This is a genomic window from Marinobacter sp. CHS3-4, assembly GCF_030053415.1.
Classification (GTDB): domain Bacteria; phylum Pseudomonadota; class Gammaproteobacteria; order Pseudomonadales; family Oleiphilaceae; genus Marinobacter.
On the sequence record NZ_JASGBJ010000001.1, the window covers coordinates 411,466 to 430,798 of the forward strand.

The following is a 19,333-nucleotide window of genomic DNA, read 5'->3' on the forward strand; positions in this document are numbered from 1 at the left end:
GATCAGTTGCTGGAAACGCCGCGGAACTGGTTGATGCGACTGACGATTGGCTTGACCAGTGGGTCGGTGCGGGTTTCGATGGCAGTCAGTACGCCTTCGATCTGTGAACGACGACGGTTGAACTTGGCTTGTAGGCTGTCCCACTCACCTTCCAGATGCTTCTGTTCCAGCATGACGAACGCCGCCAGGTTGTGACGGTTGATCTTGCCGGTGATGCCATACTGGTCAAGCTGAAAGCCGATGCGGTCGAGGCCGTTCAAAGCGGTATTGAGCAATTGTTGAGTGTTCATCAGTATCCCCATTTCAAAGTGACACGGTAGTGTTGCGTTATTTGGCGGCAATTTACTGCGGAACTCTAGGGTGCGCAACCTAATTAGGCTCTGACGAAACGGTAACCTCGGCGCCATACCTGGGTAAGGTGGCCTGTGCATAATGGTAATCAAGGCGGCAAGGGAGCGCTTTCCCCCTTGTGTCTTCCTCCAGCACAGCGCTAGCTTTACCCCGTATCAACGGGGTTTTTTTATGTCCCAAAGAAAGACGAACTATGGCCAGAACACGCTACATTACTGCTGAAGGCGAACAGGCTCTGCGCGAAGAGCTGCGCTTCCTTTGGAAAGAAAAGCGCCCGGAAGTCACCCAGGCTGTGCGAGAGGCTGCGGCATTGGGAGATCGTTCCGAAAATGCCGAGTATATCTACGGCAAGAAGCAATTGCGGGAAATTGACCGTAGGGTTCGTTTTCTCACCAAGCGTCTGGACGAACTGACGGTGGTTGATCGGTTGCCCGACGATCGTGACAAGGTGTTCTTTGGTGCCTGGGTGACAATTGAAAACGAAGATGGCGCGGTACATACATATCGGTTAGTGGGGCCAGACGAATTCGATCTTTCTCGTGGATATCTCAGCATTGACTCGCCCATGGCCCGAGCCTTACTCGGTAAACGGATTGACGATGAAGTGAGTGTTCGGACGCCTGAAGGGTTCAGGCAGACCGTCATTATTGATATCCGTTATGACACACCGCCCGTAGGGGCCGTGTGATTGATTTCTGATCGCTTTTTCGCCATTTAACGCCCCCTTTTGTTCCCTTCCTCACACCGAGTGACTAGTGAGGAGTGTCACAATTCTGGCTATAGAACAGGTTTTCGGCGGAAATTGACGCTAAACTGATCAAAAATTGTCAGCCTGATAGGTAGTCATGTACATGTCAGACATGGAAGTACAGGCACGACAGGGAAAAAATAAGGCAAGTGTCATGGGCGGATTCGAAACAGTCAGAATATCAATCGGTTTGGCAGCGGCGGTGGTGGCGTTGTCGCCATTCGTGGTTGCACAGACCAGTGAAAATGCAGTCGAAGGTGGTGCGTTCACTTACGAAGAACGGACGACCATCGATACCATTCCATTCCGGTCTCTGGAAGAAGAGTCTCTGGCCAACACGGTCATTGAGGGCGGCCTTGAAGCACCAGCGGCGGGTGTGCCAGTGCGACCAAGAACGGAGGAGGACTTTTATCTGGATCCTCTTGCCTTGCAGCCAAGAGACAGGCGCACGGACCTAGGCCGCACGGAAATCCCGGTGGAATTCAATTTCAGTAACCCAAAAATCATTCCCGGCCAGACTCGCGGCAATACCTATCAGATTATCCCGCAGGTTCAGTCCAATCGCACCTACGAAACTTTCAACGCGAATACTACGACGCGCTGATTGCGCGAGTGGGTCTGGGATCAGGCAGCAACAAAACCACCTGCTTTCTGGGAATCGAGCACTTCGGCATAGAGAAAGGCCAGCGCCTGCCTGGCCTGATTCAGCCTTGCCCTGGAAACCTGCATCTGTGATGTCAGGTAATCGAGAAATACCTGTTGATCCTGTGATTCCAGTAGTGCCGGATCTTTCAGGTCGTGAAAGAGCACAAAACGTGAAATCCAGTGAAGGTAGGTCTGTTCTGATCGTTGATTAAGCTGGTGTTGTTTCGTGGCGGTGGTGACACGATCAACAAGCCCTGGCTGGGAATGCTCCAACGCCTGGGAAATCTCCATGAGTTACGTCTTCCATCTGATTTATTGTTGTTATGGTGCGCGCATCTTATGACAAACGTTTTACCGCCGCAAAATGAAATTCAGATTATTTGCGCAGCCTGAAAGACTGGATTCAGGCTGCGCCAGTTTCGATTGCTCTGGTTACTTGAGGGCGTTCAGCTTGTCGATGTATTTCTGCATCGCTTCTTCAGAGGAAGTGCCTTCCAGATCCGCCCAGGCGTCGTATTTGGCGCGGTTCACGAAGTCCATCATGCCCGGACGCTTGCCGCTAACGTCACCCGCAGTGGCCTGCTTGTACAGGGCATAGAATTCCAGCTTCATCTCATTGGACGGCTGAAAGTCGCCTTCGGCGTTCTGGATGTAATTGACCGCTTCGTCAAACTGGGTTTTCAGGTCGCTCATGTCAGGTTCCTTTTATAGACAATGAATCCGTAAAACACGGTGGCCAGAGAGTATAGCCAGACTCAGGACGGTCGTCATTGTCTCGGGGTTCCGTTTTCGCCGTTCAATTGCCGGGTCGGATGGGGTATCTTGCGCATCCAGTATCTGAATCAGGAGAACACTTATGCCTGCCACCAACCAGCTGGCCGGAATTGTATCCAAGATCAATCGGCTCCCGGAATTCGCCAGGCCCAAGGCACTGTCATTGTTCTTTGGCAAAGCCGTCCCATTCACCGGAACAGTCGGCATTCGGATTGAGCAATTGAATCAGGAACGCTGTGTGATATCCCTGGCCAACAAACGCCGGGTGCAAAATCACATCAAGGGGGTTCATGCGGTTGGTTCGCTGCTGCTGGCAGAATCGGCCACCGGTTTTCTGGTAGGCCTGAACGTGCCGGATGACAAAATTCCCGTGATCAAGACGGTTCACGCCGAGTATACCCGCCGCGCCAAGGGCGATATGACCGTGGAAGCCCATCTGACCAATGCCCAGCGCCAGAGAATGTTGACCGAAGAGAAAGGCGATGTCTCAGTGCCTGTCACCATCCGTGACAGCGAAGACAAAGAGCCCATCGAGATCGAAATGATCTGGGCCTGGACGCCAAAACGTCGATAGGTTAGCAAAATTTCGCCTCGGGTCTTTTTTTGCCCGGGGCTGGCCATTCTTTGCTTGAGTGATGTCAGATTCCTGTGTAGAGTTTGCGGCGTAACGTGCCAGGAGGGTGCGTTCAAAGGGATGTAACACCGCAAGCCGCAGCGCTTGCACATGGACGAACAGAGCAAAGGAAGCCCCGCATGTCTTCAAAAGACGGTTCCGTCGCGCCGAAAGAGCGCATCAATATCAAGTATGTCCCCGCCACCGGTGATCAGCAGGCAGAAACTGAACTGCCTCTGAAGATGTTCGTGGTTGGTGATTTCAAGGGACAGCCTGAAGAAACTCCCATCGAAGAACGCAAGGCCATTTCTGTCGACAAGAACAACTTCCGTTCTGTGATGTCAGAAGCCGGTCTGAGCCTCTCAACGACGGTCACCAACAAGCTGGAAGATGACGCCGACGACCTGCCGGTCAATCTCGAATTCCAGACTCTGGATGACTTTTCCCCGGACAGCATCTCCCGCCAGGTGCCAGAGCTGAAGAAGCTGATTGAGCTTCGTGAAGCGCTGGTCGCTTTGAAAGGACCGCTGGGCAATGTGCCCTCCTTCCGCTCCAAACTTCAGGAGCTGCTGGACAGCGACGACGCCCGCGACAAGCTCCTGAAAGAGCTGGAACTGGCCACGGACGAAAGCGGCGAATAATCCGGGTTCTTTGTCCAAACTCTGCCATTGAAGGCAGATTCTCACTTTGTGATTAAAACGTACTGAAGGGATGTGGTATGTCTGATACTGCTGAGCAGCAAAGCGCTGCTTCCGAATCTGTTGCCGAAGGGTCGTTGCTCGACCAGGTCATGGCCAACAGCCGTATGGCGCCGGCCGATGAAGGCTACGACGTGGCTCGTCGGGGTGTGGCAACGTTTATCTCCAACCTGCTGAAAAGCGACGAGAAAGGCCAGCCGGTCAACAAGGCGCTGGTAGACCAGATGGTGGTTGAGCTGGATCGCAAGATCAGCGCCCAGATGGATGAGATTCTGCACGCGCCCAAGCTGCAGGAACTGGAATCTTCCTGGCGTGGCCTGAAGCTGATGGTTGACCGCACGGATTTCCGCGAGAACATCAAGGTGGACATCCTGCACGCCACCAAAACCGAACTGCTGGAAGACTTCGAGTTTGCGCCGGACGTCACCCAGACTGGTTTCTACAAGCACATTTACTCCACCGAATACGGCCAGTTTGGCGGCGAGCCGGTTGGCGCTGTGGTGGGCAATTACGCCTTCACCCCGTCCACGCCGGACATGAAGCTGCTGCAGTACGTGTCCTCTGTCGGGGCGATGGCCCACGCGCCGTTCCTGTCTTCCGTCGCACCAACTTTCTTCGGCGTCGACAGCTATCAGGAGCTGCCTGCCATCAAGGAGCTGAGCGCGGTTTTCGAAGGGCCGAAATACGCCAAATGGCGCTCACTGCGTGAGTCCGAAGACGCCCGCTACCTGGGCCTGACGTCTCCAAGGTTCCTGCTGCGAGTGCCTTACGACCCCACCGAAAATCCGGTGCGCAGCTTCAACTACAAGGAAGACGTCTCCGGCGATCACGAGCACTACCTGTGGGGCAACACTGCGTATTTGCTGGCCACGCGACTGACCGAAAGCTTCGCCAAGTACCGCTGGTGCCCGAACATCATCGGCCCGCAGAGCGGTGGTGCGGTGGAAGACCTGCCGGTCCACACCTTTGAATCCTTCGGCCAGCTGGAAGCCAAGATTCCGACCGAAGTGCTGATCACGGACCGTCGCGAATACGAAATGGCGGACGAAGGGTTTATCTCTCTGACTATGCGCAAGGGCAGCGATAACGCGGCCTTCTTCTCCGCGAACTCGGTGCAGAAGCCCAAGCAGTTCCCGAACACCAAGGAAGGCAAGGAAGCGGAAACCAACTACAAGTTGGGTACGCAGCTGCCTTACATGATGATCGTGAACCGCCTGGCGCACTACATCAAAGTGCTGCAGCGTGAGCAGATCGGTTCCTGGAAAGAACGCCAGGACCTGGAGCGTGAGCTCAACACCTGGATTCGCCAGTACGTGGCTGATCAGGAAAACCCACCAGCCGACGTACGCAGCCGCCGCCCGCTCCGGGCTGCCCAGGTTACGGTTTCCGACGTGGAAGGCGATCCGGGCTGGTACTCCGTTTCACTGGCGGTTCGTCCGCACTTCAAGTACATGGGTGCGAACTTCGAGCTGTCACTGGTTGGCCGACTGGACAAGGATTAATCCGTGTTCGGGAACGCCGACAATGGTGTTCAGGCCTCGGGCGGCAGCCTGTTTGAACGACTCGAGCAGGCTGCCGAGCCGGCGGGGCAGAGCATGGGTGACGTCACCCATGTGGTGGATTCCATCAAGCGCCATCTGGTGCGATTGCTGAACGCCCATCCGGGCAACAGCCAGAGCGTGCCGGACCTGGGTCTGGTGGATTTCAACGACGCCACGCTGGGTACCCACGACCTGAGCATTCGTATTCGCGGCGCCATTCGGCAATGCATTGAAAAGTTCGAACCCCGCGTGAGCCGGGTGGATGTAATGGCGATGCCCCAGGGGCCAGATCCATTGCAGCTGCGGTTCCAGGTGACGGTCTACCTGCGGGTTGGGTCGGCGGACGATAAAACGACCATCGATTTGTTATTGGATGACAAGCGCTACTACCGGGTGATGTGAATTCGCCAGCAGTAGCTATCGGACAGGGATGAGAGGTCAGGGCAGATGTGGCTCCCAAAAGTGTGCGGAGCCAAGGATGGCGGAGCCCAAGCGCCCCATGGATGGGCCGAAGGAGCGTCTTTTGGGAGCCACATCTGACCTGAGCTCGGTGCCAGAGGGGAACGGTGATGCCTTTTCTTCTGGGAAAAAGAACTCGCTTTGCTCAGACACCTTTTTCCCGCCAGAAAAGGCATCCCCGTCCCCCTCGATCGAACTTGGTGTAGTAGTTCTATGAAGTTGAATCGGTTTTACAGGGACGAGTTGAGCTTTCTCAGATTGCAGGGCCGGGAGTTTGCCGATGCGCATCCTCAGCTGACCCGCTTCCTGTCTGAGCAAAGTACCGATCCGGACGTGGAAAGGCTGCTAGAAGGCTTTGCCTTTCTCACCGGCAAACTCCGTGAAAAGGTCGAGGACGAATTCCCCGAGCTGACCCATTCGCTGCTGAACATGCTCTGGCCGAATTATCTGCGGCCGGTGCCCAGCTGCACCATCATGCGCTTTGATCCCCAGCTTCACGCCATCAGTGAGCGCCAGCGGGTCGAGCGCCACACGGAAATCAAAAGCCGGCCCGTCGGCGATGCCAGTCGACAGACGCAGTGCCGGTTCCGCACGTGTCGGGCGGTCGATGTGTTTCCGCTGACGGTGGCCGATGCCCACGCCGAGCACTCCCGGGAAGTGTCTTCCGTGACCGTGGACCTGGCGTTGCACACCGATCAGCCGCTGTCGTCCATTGGTCTGGAATCGCTGCGGTTCTATCTCGGCGGTGACAACCACGTGGGCGAGACTCTGTATTTGTGGCTGAACCATTATCTGCAGAAAGTGGAGCTGAAGGTGGGCGATTCCACCTATTCAATTCCATCCAGCCTGCTGCAGCCGGTGGGTTTTGCCAACGACGAAGCCTTGCTGCCGTATCCAAAGAACGCGTATCCGGGCTACCGGATTCTGCAGGAATACCTGAGCTTCCCGGAGGCTTTCCGGTTTGTAGACCTTCAGGGTCTGGCGCCCAGGCTGCCAGCGGTTCAGGCGGACGAAATCAGCCTGCGGTTCCATTTCAGCCGTATTCTGCCGCCGGATGTGAAGATCCGAGCCGAGAACTTTCAGCTGTACTGTACGCCGGCCATCAACCTGTTCACCCACGAGGCGGACCCTGTGGATCTCAACGGACGTCAGACGGAGTATCGCATCGCGCCGTCCAGCCGTTCGCCAGAGCACTACGAGGTGTTCAACATCGAACAGGTAGAAGGCTGGCTGGAAGGCCGGTCCGGGCTGGGTGAGCCGCGAATTTATACCGCGTTCGAGAGTTTCCAGCATGAGGTCGAGCGGGATCGTGGCCGCAAGGCGCTTTATTACCGGGTAAAGGCCAGGGACAGCGTTCGGGGCGACGGGTTTGATCACTACATTTCCTTTGTGCGCGGTGATGAGTCTGAGTGCATGAACCGACAGGAAGCGGTGTCGCTCACACTGACCTGCACCAATCGTCAATTGCCCCACCAACTGGCCGTGGGGGAAATTTCCATGGCCACGGAAAGCACGCCGGCGTTCGCGTCGTTCAGCAATATTACGCGGCCAACCCACACCCTGCGGCCGACGCTGGACGGCAGCCTGCTGTGGACGCTGATTTCCAATCTGTCGCTGAACTACCTGTCGCTGCTGGACGTGGATGCGCTGCGTACGGTGTTGCGGGTGTATGACTTCCGTGCTCTGGTGGACCGCCAGGCAGAGCGCATTTCACAGAAGCGGCTGGCGGGCATTCTGGGTATTGAAACCAACCCTGTTGATCGAATGATCAAAGGCCTACCGGTGCGAGGGATTCGCTCGGTGATGCGGCTCGATCAGCAATCCTTCGCGTCGGAAGGCGATCTTTATCTGTTTGGCACGGTGCTCAGCCAGTTCTTTGCGCTCTATGCCAGTATCAATGCGTTTCACCACCTGGAAGTGGTGAATGAAGACAACCAGGAATGGTACACATGGACGTTACAGCAAGGGCAACAGCCGCTGATGTAGCCGAATTGCAGCCCGTTCTGGGCAACGCGCGGCGCTACAACTTTTTCCAGCTGGTGGATCTGATTCATCGGCACCACGGCGACGATCTGGAGCGGTCTCAGGACGAGCAGCCCCAGCAGGAGCGTATCCGGTTCTCGGCCTCCGCAGGCCTGGGTTTTCCGGGCAGTGATGTGGTGTCCGCCGCATCGCCGGAGCATGAGCATGCGCCTTATCAGCTGGAAGTGAGTTTTCTGGGCCTGCACGGTTCCCAGTCGCCGCTTCCCGGTTACTACCTGGAAGATCTGGCCTGGGAAGCTGGGCAGAACCTGGGTGTGCGCCGACATTTTCTGGACTTTTTCAATCATCGGCTGGTGACCCTGTTTCATCGGGCGTGGCGTAAATATCGCTACTACGTGCGCTTCCAGCCGGAGGCGTCGGACGGCTTTTCAGACCATATCTTTGCCCTGGTTGGTCTGGGTGATCCGCAGCTTCGCAAAGCAACGCCGGTGAACTGGTCGAAGATGCTGGCATACGCGGGCCTGATGGCCGGGCGTAGCCGGTCACCGGAGGTGGTCAGCGGCATCATTGGTCATTGTTTTGATCTGGACAGTGTAGAGATCGAACAGTGGGTGTTGCGTCAGGTGGATATTCCGGCCGATCAGCAGACCTGCCTGGGCCGAAATAACGCCACCCTGGGTAACGATACGCTGATAGGTGCAGGCATCCGCGACCGCAGCGGCAAGTTTATTCTGCGAATCAGGAATCTGGATCGTCATCGGTTTGCGGAATTTTTGCCAGACGGTGCCGAACATCAACGTCTGGTGAAGCTGGTGGAGTTTGTCACCCGGGAACAGCTGGCCTACGACCTGGAGCTGCAGATGCGCGAAAAGGATGTGCGGCCCATGGCGTTGGGAAAGGACGTCCGGCTCGGTTGGAATTCCTTTGTGACACCGGAAAAAGCGAGTGAACTGCCGGTGGTACGACTGCAGATTCGTCGCTAGTGGCAACACACAAGGACAGTGATATGGAACATCAAACGAAGCGACATCTGAAGCTGACCATCAGCAATCCCACCAAGGTTGCTGTCGGCGCGTCCCGTGAGCATGCGTTCGGTGTGAGTGGTGGGTCGATTGGCAGTGGCGAGAGTGATACCTGGCGATTGTCTTCCCATCGAACCGGTGCAGCTCCGGGTCATGCCGAGGTGCGGTTTGTAGACGGCGGTTTCTGCCTCATTGACCGTAGCGGTCGCACCTACATCAATAGCGGTACCCAGCCGGTCGGTCGCGGTCGCCGGGCCCGGCTCAAGAGCGGCGACGCCATTACCATTGGACGTTACCAGTTGACGGCCGAAGTGCTGGATGCCCGGCAACCTGCCGATGCCCTGGACGAACAGGCGGAGGACCTGTCGCTGGTCAATGTGGCTGAAGGTAACCTGGTCCGCGCTGCGGAAAGACAGGTCTACACCGCCGGAGACGAACCGCTGCATGAATTGAAAGAGGCTCCGGGCGAAGCCGTCAGCGATGACCCTATGCAGGCGTGGTCCGAGCCGACGGTCAGCCAACCGATGGCTTGTGAAGATACGGAGGGTTTGCTGGAGAGCCGGCCGGAATGGTTCTCTGCCCGCGGCGCGGTCGCTGATGAAACCCGAGAAAACCGGGACGTGGCAATGGGATTGCCGGTCCGCCAAGGAGGAAAGGACAGGATGTCTGACACCGAGACCAAAATTGGAGCCGGCGCGCCAGCCGACCACAGCCGTGAGCATATCAGCGGTGCGCCGCTGATGCGGGGCATGGATGCCAGCCTGGCCTTCGAAAACAGCGACGACATGCGACTGTTTCTGGAAGAAGCGGGCCAGACTCTGAAAGCCACCGTGGAAGGTCTTTTGGCGCTTCATGAGGGCGAGGACAGCCGCCACCAGGCACTTCGCACCCGGCTTCAGCCGATCGAAGACAACCCATTGCGCCTGGGCGATGACTACGACAACACGGTACAGACCCTGTTCGCCAGTCAGCGCAGCCCGGTGCATCTTTCTGCACCAGCCGCAGTGAGTGAAAGCCTGAGAAGCCTTCATCACCATCAGCTGGCGACCCAGAAAGCAATCCGGGAAGGATTGGACGCGATACTGCACGCGTTCTCGCCGCAGGCTTTGCTGCGACGTTTCCATGGTTACCGTCGCGGCCTCAAAACCGATGAGCCTGAGGGCAGTTGGGCCTGGGAAATGTACCAGCATTACTACGACGAACTGAGCTCCAGTCGTCAGCAGGGATTTGAGCGCCTGTTCCAGGAAGTATTTGAACAGGCTTACGACCAACAATTGCGCCAACTACAGAGGGAAGATCTGTCATGAAGTACGGCAAATGGAGTTTGCTGGTTGCAATCTTTTTAGTGATGGGCTGCAGCACGCCCTACAACGCGGTGACCAAAACCGCCAAGGTGATGTGGGACCCGGACATTCCCGTGGGTTACCCGGAAGATCTGCCCAGCCGGGTGGACCTGACCATGGTGGCCGAGCCGGATGTGAACCCCAACGAATCCCTGGCGCCAACGCCGATCGCCTTTCAGATCATCGAAATGCGAGACAGCTCGCGCCTGATGGCGGCCGATTTTGACCAGTTGCTGGGTGAGCTGGAGCCGTCACTGGGCCGCAACTACATCGATCACAGCGATTACACCCTGGTGCCCGGCCAGTTCAAGTTCATTGAACCGTTCGACATCGACGAGGATACCCGTTTCATCGGCGTGATTGCGTTCTATGCCTACCCCAACCTGTCTCAGTGGAAAAAGGTGGTGGAAGTGGATCCGGTGGGCGGCCGCTATCACCTGCTGGTGAACCTGCGTGGCCGAGAAGTTCAACTCAGAAGATCGGATGAATCCTGATGTCTGTAACGAATCGAGTGGTCTGGAGTGACGGCCTGTTCATCAAGCCGCAGCACTTTCAGCAACAACAACGGTATCTGGAACACCAGATTAACGAACGGGCCCTGGCGGTTTCCGATTTTCTATACGGCTTCAGCGACCTGCAACTGAACGCCGAATACCTGAGCTTTGGCCGGGTGGGCCTGGTGAGGGCCAGTGGTCTGTTTCCGGACGGTACCCGTTTCTGTTTGCCGGAAGACGATGTCATGCCGGAACCGATGGAAATCACCGATGCTTCGGTGGCCAATCAGGTGGTGTATCTGGCGCTGCCGCTGGGCAGTGATAGCCTGGCCGAAGTCGAATGGCCGGAAGCGGCGATTGCAGGCCGGTTTCGCGCCCAGAGCTCAGAAGTGCGGGATCTGCACTCGATTGACGGTGATTCTCATGCCATCGATGTAGCTCGGGTATCCCCGCGCCTGATGCTGGAACGTGAAGACCGCAGCGCCTATGCGGCGCTGGCCATCGGCCGCATTCTGGAGAAACGCCCGGACGGCAGTCTGGTAATGGACCCTAACTTCATGCCCACTATGCTGAGCGTCCGCGCCGCGCCACGTTTGCAGCGATTTGTTGGCGAAATGGCCGGCTTAATGCGTGAACGGGCCAAGAACATTGCCGAACGTGTAGGTGCTCCCGGGCAGGGCGGCGTAGCGGACGTCGCCGATTTTATGTTGTTGCAAATGCTCAACCGAGCCCATCCGCGTTTCATGCACATTGCCCGTTTGCGTCAACTGCATCCGGAACGGCTCTACGAGGCATTGCTGGAACTGTGCGGTGAACTGGTGACCTTTACCGATGAGAACCGGCTGCCGCAGGAATTCACCGCCTACGATCACGATCTGCCGGAAGACAGCTTTGCGCCGCTGATGCAGGTGCTGCGTCAATCCCTGAGTACGGTGCTTGAGCCGCGTGCGCTGGCGATCCAGCTGCAGGAACGACAGTACGGCCTGACAGTCGCGCCGATTCAGGACGCCCAGTTGATCGGCAACGCCGAATTCATTCTGGCGGTGAAAGCCGACATGCCGCTGGACGACCTGCGCAAGCAGTTCACCCAGCAGTGCAAGGTGGCGTCGGTGGAGAAGATCCGCGACCTCATAAGCCTGCAACTGCCAGGCGTGCCATTGTCGCCCTTGCCGGTGGCGCCGCGTCAGTTGCCCTACCATGCCGGGTTTGTGTACTTCCGCCTGGATGAGCAAAGCCAGGCTTGGCAGATGCTCGACAACGCCAGCGGCTTTGCCTTCCACGTGGCAGGCAGCTTCCCGGGCATGGAAATGCAGTTCTGGGCAATCAGAAGCTAACAGGAGTTAAATCATGGCCGATGCACCGGTGATGGATTCACCCAACAACGTCAAGGAAGGCGACAACGCATTTCATGATCTGCTGTTTTCCGACACTCAGGCGCAGGGCGGTATGGATGATTCGGGCCTTGGGGACGACCAGTTTCAGCTAAGAGGCCTGGAAGACAATCGTCTGATCGATGCGGCGACACCGCTACTTGGCCTGGTGATTCGCGTGCGTCGGCTGGCGGATTTTCAGGGCGTCGCGCGCCTGTACCAGCAAGTGGTGGACGAGGTGTCGGCCATTGATCGGGAGCTGGTAGAGCAAGGCTATGAACGTTCAACCGTGGTGGCCTATCGCTACGTGCTCTGTGCGTTCATTGATGAAGCGGTATTAGGGACAGATTGGGGCGCTCACAGCGTCTGGTCCCAGCATTCCCTGCTGTCCCGGTTCCACAACGAGACCTGGGGTGGCGAGAAGGTTTTTGCGATCACCTCCCGCATGGAGCAGGAGCCGGAACGCTATCGCGACATGCTGGAGTTCATCCATCTGTGCCTGTGCCTGGGGTTTGAAGGGCGCTACAAGGTGCTGGCCAATGGCCGGGACGAATACGAACAGATCATTCGCGGCCTGCACGAGCAGCTTCAGGCCTTACGCGGCGACCAGGAAAGGCCGCCGCTCACCAGCGCGTTGGACAATGTGACTCCGGCTCGCAATCGACTGAGAACCGGCCTTCCGTTATGGAGCATCGGGGGACTGTTTGTGCTGGCCATGGCCGGTGTGTACTCACTCTACAATACGGCGCTGAACGAACGCATCACGGATGTGCTCAGCGTACTGGAACAACTCCCGAAATAAGGAGATCACTGTGATTCGGGTAGAACTGCCGGCGCTGATCGGGCGCCTTAACGAGATTTGCCGTCAGGGAATGGAATCCTCTGCGGCACTGTGCATCAGCCGTCAGGGTGCGGAAATTACCCCGGCCCATCTGCTGTTCAAGTTGCTGGATACGCCGTTTTCGGACGTGCGCCAGATACTGGAAACCAACGACCTTGACCCGCTGACTCTGCAACCGGTGGTTGGGGAAAGCCTGAACGGCGAGCCGCAAACGGCTGAACAATACCCGTCATTTTCGCCGCTGTTGATCGAGTTGCTTCAGGACGCCTGGCTGATTGCGTCTACCGAGCTGGGTCACACGCAGCTTCGTTCCGGTGCGGTCATGCTGGCGCTTCTGATGAACGCCGATCGCTATCTGATGCCTCAGGTCAGCCAGAAACTGAAAGACATCAATCGTGAGCAGCTCCGCCGCCAGTTTGACCGCATGACCAAAGGTTCTGTTGAACAGTCGAAGGCCGAAGATGGCCCGTCCGCTGCTGCTCAGGCACACGTGGATATGGATCCACTGAAGCGTTACGCCACGGATTTTACTCAGCGTGCCCGTGATAAAGCCCTGGATCCGGTGATGTGCCGGGACGAGGAAATCGACCAGATGATCGATATCCTCTGCCGTCGCCGCAAGAACAACCCGATTGTCGTCGGTGATGCGGGTGTGGGTAAAAGCGCCGTGGTGGAGGGCCTGGCCCTGCGAATCGTGAATGGCGATGTGCCGGAGCGCCTGGCGAGTGTGGAACTATGGACTCTGGACATGGGCGCGCTTCAGGCCGGTGCGTCGGTGAAAGGTGAATTTGAAAAGCGCCTGAAGGGCGTGATCGAAGCGGTGAAAGATTCTCCCACTCCGATCATCCTGTTCATCGACGAAGCCCATACGCTGATCGGTGCCGGAAACAGCGAAGGTGGCTCAGACGCTGCCAATCTGCTCAAGCCGGCACTCGCACGAGGCGAGTTACGCACCATCGCCGCGACTACGTGGCGGGAATACAAGAAATACTTCGAGAAAGATCCGGCGCTCAGCCGCCGTTTTCAACCAGTGGCGCTGGACGAACCCAGCCCACAGCAGGCGATTCACATCCTGCGCGGCCTTCGCACGGTGTATGAGCAGTCCCATCAGGTGCTGATTGCCGACAGCGCCCTGAAGGCCGCCGCCGACATGTCGGCCCGCTACCTCGCCGGTCGTCAGCTACCGGACAAAGCCATCGATGTGCTGGATACCGCTTGCGCCCGCGTCAGCCTGAACCTGAGCACACCGCCACGCCGCCTGAGCCATGTCCGTAGCGAATTGCATCAGTTGGCGATGGAACAGGAGCTGCTGAACCGCGAACAGACCCTCGGCCAGAGCGTCGACCTGACTCGCGAAGCGGAACTGGTGGAAAAGCTGGAACATCTGCGTACCGAAGCCAGCAGCCTGGAACAACGCTGGGAGGATCAGCGCCAATTGGTGTCACGGTTGGTGGACATTCGTCAGCAACTGCTGGCAGGAGACGAAGTCGCCGAAGACCAAACGCCGGAAACCAATGAAGAAACCCCGGATCTGAAAAGCGAAGCGGGCGCCATCGAACAGGAACTGGCTGAGATGCAGGCGGACGAACCCCTGGTTCACGCCCGGGTCGATGCCCGCCAGATTGCCGAAGTCATTGCCGATTGGACCGGCATCCCGGTCAATCGCATGACTGCTGACGAACTGGAAAAAGTCACGCATCTGCCGGTGTACCTGCAAGCCCACATCAAGGGCCAGGACGCGGCGATCAAAGCTTTGCATCAGCACCTGCTCACCGCCCGCGCGGATCTGCGTCGTCCGGGCCGTCCCATGGGCGCCTTCCTGCTGGCAGGCCCAAGCGGTGTGGGCAAAACCGAAACCGTGGTCCAGCTGGCTGAACTTCTCTACGGCGGCCGCCAGTTCCTGACCACCATTAACATGTCCGAGTATCAGGAAAAGCACACCGTTTCGCGCCTGATCGGTTCGCCGCCCGGATACGTGGGCTTTGGCGAAGGAGGCATTCTCACCGAAGCCATCCGCCAGAAACCCTACTCGGTGGTGCTGCTGGACGAAGTGGAAAAAGCTCACCCGGAAGTGCTCAACCTGTTCTACCAGGCCTTCGACAAAGGCGAGTTGGCCGACGGCGAGGGCCGCCTGATCGACTGCAAGAATGTGGTGTTTTTCCTGACCTCGAACCTCGGCTACCAGACCATCGTCAAGCACGCCGATGAGCCGGAAAAGATCGAAGAAGCGCTGTATCCGGAACTCGCGGACTTCTTCAAACCGGCGCTATTGGCACGCATGGAAGTCGTGCCTTACCTGCCGCTCGGCGAAGACACGCTCAACCGAATCGTCGCCGACAAACTCGGCCGTCTGGCTACACAGATTGGTGAGCGCTACCAGACCGAAGTGGAACTGGCCGATGGACTGGTCGAAGCCATCCGCAGCCGGGCCACCCGCAGTGAAAACGGTGCTCGGATGCTGGAGTCGATCATTGAGGGTGAACTGTTGCCACCGGTGTCGCTGGCGTTGTTGCAAAAGCTGGCGGCGAAGGAGCCAGTGACCAAGGTCACGCTGGGTGTGGAAGACACTCAGTTCACGGGAACCGTTGCCTAAAGCCAACTCAAAAGGAGCGGGCCGTGCGGCTTCCTTTCTGGAAAACGTGCGGAGCCATGGATGGCGGAGCCCGAGCGTACACGGACGTATTCATAGCGTTTTTCCGGAAAGGAAGCCGCATGGACCGCGGTCCTAGGGAACAAGCAAAAGGGAACAAAAAGAATGGGACGGATGCAAACGGAGTTGCACACCGGCATAGACCTGGCGGTTGAACTGCTCCGGCAGGAAAGCCTGCCAGACCTGCTAAAAGTCGCCTCACGGCAACTGCAGAACACCTTTGGCTTGACCCGCTGCTGGTCGCTGGAGCTCGACCTCAGTGGTAGAAACCTGCAGTGTGCCGCACTGGGCGAGCAGGGCGAGTTCGACTGCGGGGACTTCAGCCACCCCTTTGCCCACCTGATTCAGCAAGGCAAGGCCAGGGAACTGTCCCGTGCGGCCAGCTACCGTTTGGACCACGCCGGTTTTCAGGCAATGGTAGACGCCAGCGGTCGCCCGCGTTCCTTCTGGCTCGAGCCGATCACGGGCGAAGACGGCCGTACCCTGGGCATCCTGGTGCTGTGTAATGAAGAACCGGACTGGAGCGGCATCACCGGCCAGCCTCTCTATCGCGGCCTGCTCACTCTCTTGGCTCATCAGTGGGTCAGCCAGCTCAGAAGCAGTGATCATGTCTGGCAGCGCCGGCTGCTGAAGCGCTCGCTGGACAATCTGCACGACGCGGAATCCATGCGTCAGCGTTGCCAGCAGCTGGCAGACACTCTGGTGGGCAGCTCCATGGCCATGACCGATCTTCGGTCCCAGATTGTCCGCGCCGCTGGCAGTCAGCTCGCGGTGCTGGTGCAGGGCGAAACTGGCTGCGGTAAAGACCTGGTGGCCAAAGGCATTCACCAGTTCTCGGATCGCGCGGAGGGTCCCATGGTGGTGGTTAACTGTGCAGCCATCCCCGATTCATTGCTGGAAAGCGAACTCTTTGGTCACACCAAAGGCGCTTTTTCCGGTGCCGACCGTGCCAAGGAGGGGCTATTGGCGCAGGCCAACGGCGGCACTTTGTTTCTCGACGAAATTGGCGACATGCCCATGGCCCTGCAGTCCAAATTGCTGCGGGTGCTGGAAAGCCGGCACTTCCGTCCGTTGGGTGCTCAACAGGAACAGCATTCCGATTTTCGCCTGGTCGCGGCGACCCACCAGCCGCTGAGCCAATGCATTGAAGATGGCCGTTTCAGACGAGACCTGTTTTTCCGTCTCAGTCAGTTTCCCCTGCGGGTACTTCCGCTCAGGGATCGCCCGGACGACCTGGAGCCCCTGTGTCGCCATTTCATTCGCGAATACACCGCACGTGAAGGTTCGGGCCCCATGGGCATCAGCAGCCATTCATTGAAATTGTTGTCCGGCTACCATTTTCCCGGAAACGCCCGGGAACTGCGCAACATTATTGAATTTGCCTGCCTGCAAACTCCGGTGGGAGATGATATTCAGCCGGAAGTCCTGCGCCTGGATGATCTGTTTCCGAGCCAGGAAAGCTGTTTTGGAGCTGAGGAATCCAACGGCAGTCTGGCGGGCATTCCCCCCGCCGATGAGATTTTTGATCTGCGAGCGGCCTCCCAGGCCTATGAGGCGGCCATCATCCGCGAGCGTTTGCGCCAGTACGGCGGCAATCGTGCGCAGGCGGCAGAAAGCCTCGGCCTGCCCAAGCGAACGCTGGCCCACAAATGTCTGAAGTATCAGGTAACAGAAGTATGAGAGTGATAACAAAGAACCAGTTTTTCATGGCTGTGGCAGCGGCCGTCTTTTGTTCTGTGATGATTCCGGGTGTGGCTCTGGGTGAAATCAGCAAACAGCTGGAAGCCGCCGAAAAATGCACTTCCGAAGTTCAGCGCCTGCAACGGCTGGCCTGCTTTGATGACGTGTTTGGCACGCCGATTATCATTGCCATGACCGAAGCGATGAGCGGCCAACAGCCAGAGCGCTGGCGCCAGGCATTTGCCCAGGAGCAGCGTCGCCAGCCGGGTGACGGCCCCATGTATCGGAACACCGGCCATATTTCAGGCCATCTGATGACACTCAGCGCACTTGGCTCGACACCGCCGAGGCCGTTGTTGACGATTCAGTGCCACAACAACATCACTGAGCTGTCTCTGATGCTGCCGGATGAGATCGACGACGAACGGCTCACCATGGATTTTGGCCAGGGCCAGCAAATGTGGCGGGTGCGGGATGAGGGTTACGTGGTCAGCGGCGGCCGCGGGCTGCCCGCGATTCGCACTATTCTGGATATGTCTGGCGAACAGAGCGTTACCCTTGCCTCGTCCAATAGCCGGGTCGACGGGCTGGTGTTCGATCTGAAGGACTTTGGTCACACCCTCAAGCCGCTGCGCGAAGCCTGCGGTTGGTAAGGAATTCGTCATGCAAGCAGTAGAACAGCACCCGTACGTTGAACAGGTTCTGGCGCCCTTACCGGGCGGTTCGCCAGCCGGTGAAAACCTGGCTGAAAACGACACGATGGAATTCCTGGACAACGAAATCATGAAAGTCGGCTCGCTGGCCCATACCGGCGTCGAGTGGGGCAAGGTAGAAAGCGAATCCCTGCGCCTGCTGACCGACACCAGCAAAGATCTGAAAGTCCTCGGTTTCCTGATGCTCACCCTGCAACGGGGCGGTGACGGAGAGAGGTTCGCGCTGTCCCTGTTGTTGCTGCATCGAGTGCTGGACAGCTGGTGGAAAGAGGCCTGGCCGTATCCGGGCGACAAGGGCAAACGTGCCCGCAAAATGCTGTTCACACAGATGCTTCAACGGGCACAGAAAGAAGTCTCGACCATCACTTTCGATCCGGGTGTCGGGGATGGCCGGGATTATTGTTTGACCCTGCTTTCGAAGCTGGAGGAACAGGCCAGCGAGCACGAATTGCCAGACGATGGCTTGTTTGACTTGCGCCGTGCGGTAGAGAAACTGCCGTCACCCGCTGAGGCGCCGGCCCCGTCGAAAGCCACGCCGTCGGAGTCGACGAGTTCAGCCGGTGCAAGTCGAGAGGACAGCCCGTCACAGACCAGTGGGTCCAGTTCGGCCTCACTGGGCAATCTGACGCTGGATTCGTCCAATGAGCGATCCATGCGTCAGAGCCTCTTGAAAGTGGCGGATCTTCTGACCGAGCTGAGTCCCTCGGAGCCGCTTGGTTACCAGCTCCGGCGTTACGCGCTTTGGCAGACGATTACGTCGGTTCCACCCACGAAAGATGGCGTAAAAACGGATCTGGCAGCGGTGAGTGCGGATCGGGTGTCCGACTACCGTGAAGCGCTGGGTAGTTCACCGGATCAGGCGCTTTGGCAACGCATTGAGCAAAGTCTGTCGGTCAGCCCTTTTTGGCTGGAAGGCCATTGGTTAAGCGCCCAGGTGGCGACTGCGTTGGGTTATCACGAGTGCGCCGAGGGCATTCGTCAGGCCGTCAAACGCTTTGTTGACCGGTTACCGGAATTGGCGGAGACCACGTTTAACGACGGTACTCCGTTTCTGCCAAAAGCCGCAGCCGACTGGCTGTTCAGCGGCCCGGCCAAAGGCAGCGGGGGCGGCAGTGCCAGCCCCTGGGAAAGTGCCTACGAAGACGCAAAAGGGACGCTGGATCAGAACGGTTTGGCGCCGGCCATGCAGTTGCTGGAAGAAGGTCTTGAAGGCGCTCGGGAACCCAGGGATCGGTTCTACTGGCGCCTGATGAGCAGCCAGCTGATGAAAGACAGTGGTATGAAAAGCCTGGCCAAACAGCAGGTTCAGGACCTGCGGGATCAGACCCGCGACATGACTCTCGGTGACTGGGAACCGGGCCTGCTGGCCCGCCTCGACCGGCTTGCATAACAGACACGATTGACGAAA

19 protein-coding genes are annotated in these 19,333 nt (G+C 57.9%); 16 read left to right on the forward strand and 3 right to left on the reverse strand.

From position 1 onward, the window contains the following. Positions 1-2: 2 nt before the first annotated feature. A complete protein-coding gene (locus QLQ17_RS01920; RefSeq protein ID WP_283207847.1) occupies positions 3-290 on the reverse strand; it encodes a hypothetical protein in 288 nt (95 codons plus the stop codon). 254 nt (positions 291-544) lie between these two features. On the opposite strand from QLQ17_RS01920, the gene greB reads away from it, so the two are divergent. Both greB and QLQ17_RS01930 read left to right on the forward strand, forming a co-directional pair. After that, complete coding sequence (gene greB, locus QLQ17_RS01925; protein ID WP_283207848.1) at positions 545-1,039, forward strand: transcription elongation factor GreB; 495 nt, start codon at positions 545-547, stop codon at positions 1,037-1,039. A gap of 163 nt (positions 1,040-1,202) precedes the next feature. Further along, entirely contained in the window at positions 1,203-1,703 is a 501-nt protein-coding gene (locus QLQ17_RS01930; RefSeq protein WP_283207849.1) for a hypothetical protein, read from the forward strand. A 20-nt stretch (positions 1,704-1,723) separates the two neighbouring features. Here QLQ17_RS01930 and QLQ17_RS01935 read toward each other — a convergent pair whose 3' ends face one another. Further along, complete coding sequence (locus tag QLQ17_RS01935; protein WP_283207850.1) at positions 1,724-2,035, reverse strand: site-specific integrase; 312 nt, start codon at positions 2,033-2,035, stop codon at positions 1,724-1,726. Between the two features lie 141 nt (positions 2,036-2,176). Beyond that, positions 2,177-2,437, reverse strand: coding sequence for an acyl-CoA-binding protein (locus QLQ17_RS01940; protein ID WP_283207851.1), 261 nt, complete (start codon positions 2,435-2,437; stop codon positions 2,177-2,179). Positions 2,438-2,600: 163 nt separating this feature from the next. On the opposite strand from QLQ17_RS01940, the gene QLQ17_RS01945 reads away from it, so the two are divergent. The 14 genes from QLQ17_RS01945 to tssA all read left to right on the forward strand — a co-directional run bounded on the left by QLQ17_RS01945 (position 2,601) and on the right by tssA (position 19,315). Then, positions 2,601-3,092, forward strand: a complete 492-nt coding sequence (locus QLQ17_RS01945; RefSeq protein ID WP_283207852.1) for a DUF4442 domain-containing protein — start codon at positions 2,601-2,603, stop codon at positions 3,090-3,092. A 179-nt stretch (positions 3,093-3,271) separates the two neighbouring features. Then, positions 3,272-3,772, forward strand: a complete 501-nt coding sequence (gene tssB / locus QLQ17_RS01950; RefSeq protein WP_283207853.1) for a type VI secretion system contractile sheath small subunit — start codon at positions 3,272-3,274, stop codon at positions 3,770-3,772. Between the two features lie 77 nt (positions 3,773-3,849). Further along, complete coding sequence (tssC, locus tag QLQ17_RS01955; RefSeq protein ID WP_283207854.1) at positions 3,850-5,331, forward strand: type VI secretion system contractile sheath large subunit; 1,482 nt, start codon at positions 3,850-3,852, stop codon at positions 5,329-5,331. A gap of 3 nt (positions 5,332-5,334) precedes the next feature. After that, positions 5,335-5,772, forward strand: a complete 438-nt coding sequence (gene tssE, locus QLQ17_RS01960) for a type VI secretion system baseplate subunit TssE (protein WP_283207855.1) — start codon at positions 5,335-5,337, stop codon at positions 5,770-5,772. Positions 5,773-6,042: 270 nt separating this feature from the next. Beyond that, the gene (gene tssF, locus QLQ17_RS01965; RefSeq protein WP_283207856.1) at positions 6,043-7,815 is read left to right on the forward strand and encodes a type VI secretion system baseplate subunit TssF; all 1,773 of its coding nucleotides are present in this window, start codon (positions 6,043-6,045) and stop codon (positions 7,813-7,815) included. Continuing rightward, complete coding sequence (gene tssG, locus QLQ17_RS01970) at positions 7,779-8,795, forward strand: type VI secretion system baseplate subunit TssG (RefSeq protein WP_283207857.1); 1,017 nt, start codon at positions 7,779-7,781, stop codon at positions 8,793-8,795. Before tssF ends, tssG begins: the two co-directional genes overlap by 37 nt. A 23-nt stretch (positions 8,796-8,818) precedes the next feature. Beyond that, on the forward strand, positions 8,819-10,141 hold the full coding sequence (tagH, locus tag QLQ17_RS01975; protein ID WP_283207858.1) for a type VI secretion system-associated FHA domain protein TagH: 1,323 nt from the start codon (positions 8,819-8,821) through the stop codon (positions 10,139-10,141). Then, positions 10,138-10,671: a type VI secretion system lipoprotein TssJ gene (tssJ, locus tag QLQ17_RS01980; protein WP_283207859.1), complete on the forward strand. Its 534-nt coding sequence runs from the start codon at positions 10,138-10,140 to the stop codon at positions 10,669-10,671. Before tagH ends, tssJ begins: the two co-directional genes overlap by 4 nt. Next, complete coding sequence (tssK, locus tag QLQ17_RS01985) at positions 10,671-12,005, forward strand: type VI secretion system baseplate subunit TssK (protein ID WP_283207860.1); 1,335 nt, start codon at positions 10,671-10,673, stop codon at positions 12,003-12,005. The genes tssJ and tssK overlap by 1 nt, the downstream gene beginning before the upstream one ends. A 13-nt stretch (positions 12,006-12,018) precedes the next feature. Further along, positions 12,019-12,843 (forward strand): type IVB secretion system protein IcmH/DotU, encoded by an 825-nt coding sequence (gene icmH / locus QLQ17_RS01990; RefSeq protein ID WP_283207861.1) that lies wholly within the window; start codon positions 12,019-12,021, stop codon positions 12,841-12,843. A gap of 10 nt (positions 12,844-12,853) precedes the next feature. Further along, on the forward strand, positions 12,854-15,475 hold the full coding sequence (gene tssH / locus QLQ17_RS01995) for a type VI secretion system ATPase TssH (protein WP_283207862.1): 2,622 nt from the start codon (positions 12,854-12,856) through the stop codon (positions 15,473-15,475). A 171-nt stretch (positions 15,476-15,646) separates the two neighbouring features. Further along, positions 15,647-17,212, forward strand: a complete 1,566-nt coding sequence (locus QLQ17_RS02000) for a sigma-54 interaction domain-containing protein (RefSeq protein ID WP_283209032.1) — start codon at positions 15,647-15,649, stop codon at positions 17,210-17,212. After that, positions 17,209-17,865 (forward strand): type VI secretion system-associated protein VasI, encoded by a 657-nt coding sequence (vasI, locus tag QLQ17_RS02005; RefSeq protein WP_283207863.1) that lies wholly within the window; start codon positions 17,209-17,211, stop codon positions 17,863-17,865. The genes QLQ17_RS02000 and vasI overlap by 4 nt, the downstream gene beginning before the upstream one ends. A gap of 10 nt (positions 17,866-17,875) precedes the next feature. Then, entirely contained in the window at positions 17,876-19,315 is a 1,440-nt protein-coding gene (tssA, locus tag QLQ17_RS02010) for a type VI secretion system protein TssA (protein WP_283207864.1), read from the forward strand. Positions 19,316-19,333 lie beyond the last annotated feature (18 nt).

What these genes read in the sequence shown, in the direction of transcription:
- QLQ17_RS01920 (WP_283207847.1), bottom strand. Translation starts at nt 290, where the DNA reads ATGAACACTCAACAATTGCTCAATACCGCTTTGAACGGCCTCGACCGC.
- greB (WP_283207848.1), top strand. Translation starts at nt 545, where the DNA reads ATGGCCAGAACACGCTACATTACTGCTGAAGGCGAACAGGCTCTGCGC.
- QLQ17_RS01930 (WP_283207849.1), top strand. Translation starts at nt 1,203, where the DNA reads ATGTCAGACATGGAAGTACAGGCACGACAGGGAAAAAATAAGGCAAGT.
- QLQ17_RS01935 (WP_283207850.1), bottom strand. Translation starts at nt 2,035, where the DNA reads ATGGAGATTTCCCAGGCGTTGGAGCATTCCCAGCCAGGGCTTGTTGAT.
- QLQ17_RS01940 (WP_283207851.1), bottom strand. Translation starts at nt 2,437, where the DNA reads ATGAGCGACCTGAAAACCCAGTTTGACGAAGCGGTCAATTACATCCAG.
- QLQ17_RS01945 (WP_283207852.1), top strand. Translation starts at nt 2,601, where the DNA reads ATGCCTGCCACCAACCAGCTGGCCGGAATTGTATCCAAGATCAATCGG.
- tssB (WP_283207853.1), top strand. Translation starts at nt 3,272, where the DNA reads ATGTCTTCAAAAGACGGTTCCGTCGCGCCGAAAGAGCGCATCAATATC.
- tssC (WP_283207854.1), top strand. Translation starts at nt 3,850, where the DNA reads ATGTCTGATACTGCTGAGCAGCAAAGCGCTGCTTCCGAATCTGTTGCC.
- tssF (WP_283207856.1), top strand. Translation starts at nt 6,043, where the DNA reads ATGAAGTTGAATCGGTTTTACAGGGACGAGTTGAGCTTTCTCAGATTG.
- tssG (WP_283207857.1), top strand. Translation starts at nt 7,779, where the DNA reads ATGGACGTTACAGCAAGGGCAACAGCCGCTGATGTAGCCGAATTGCAG.
- tagH (WP_283207858.1), top strand. Translation starts at nt 8,819, where the DNA reads ATGGAACATCAAACGAAGCGACATCTGAAGCTGACCATCAGCAATCCC.
- tssJ (WP_283207859.1), top strand. Translation starts at nt 10,138, where the DNA reads ATGAAGTACGGCAAATGGAGTTTGCTGGTTGCAATCTTTTTAGTGATG.
- tssK (WP_283207860.1), top strand. Translation starts at nt 10,671, where the DNA reads ATGTCTGTAACGAATCGAGTGGTCTGGAGTGACGGCCTGTTCATCAAG.
- icmH (WP_283207861.1), top strand. Translation starts at nt 12,019, where the DNA reads ATGGCCGATGCACCGGTGATGGATTCACCCAACAACGTCAAGGAAGGC.
- QLQ17_RS02000 (WP_283209032.1), top strand. Translation starts at nt 15,647, where the DNA reads ATGCAAACGGAGTTGCACACCGGCATAGACCTGGCGGTTGAACTGCTC.
- vasI (WP_283207863.1), top strand. Translation starts at nt 17,209, where the DNA reads ATGAGAGTGATAACAAAGAACCAGTTTTTCATGGCTGTGGCAGCGGCC.
- tssA (WP_283207864.1), top strand. Translation starts at nt 17,876, where the DNA reads ATGCAAGCAGTAGAACAGCACCCGTACGTTGAACAGGTTCTGGCGCCC.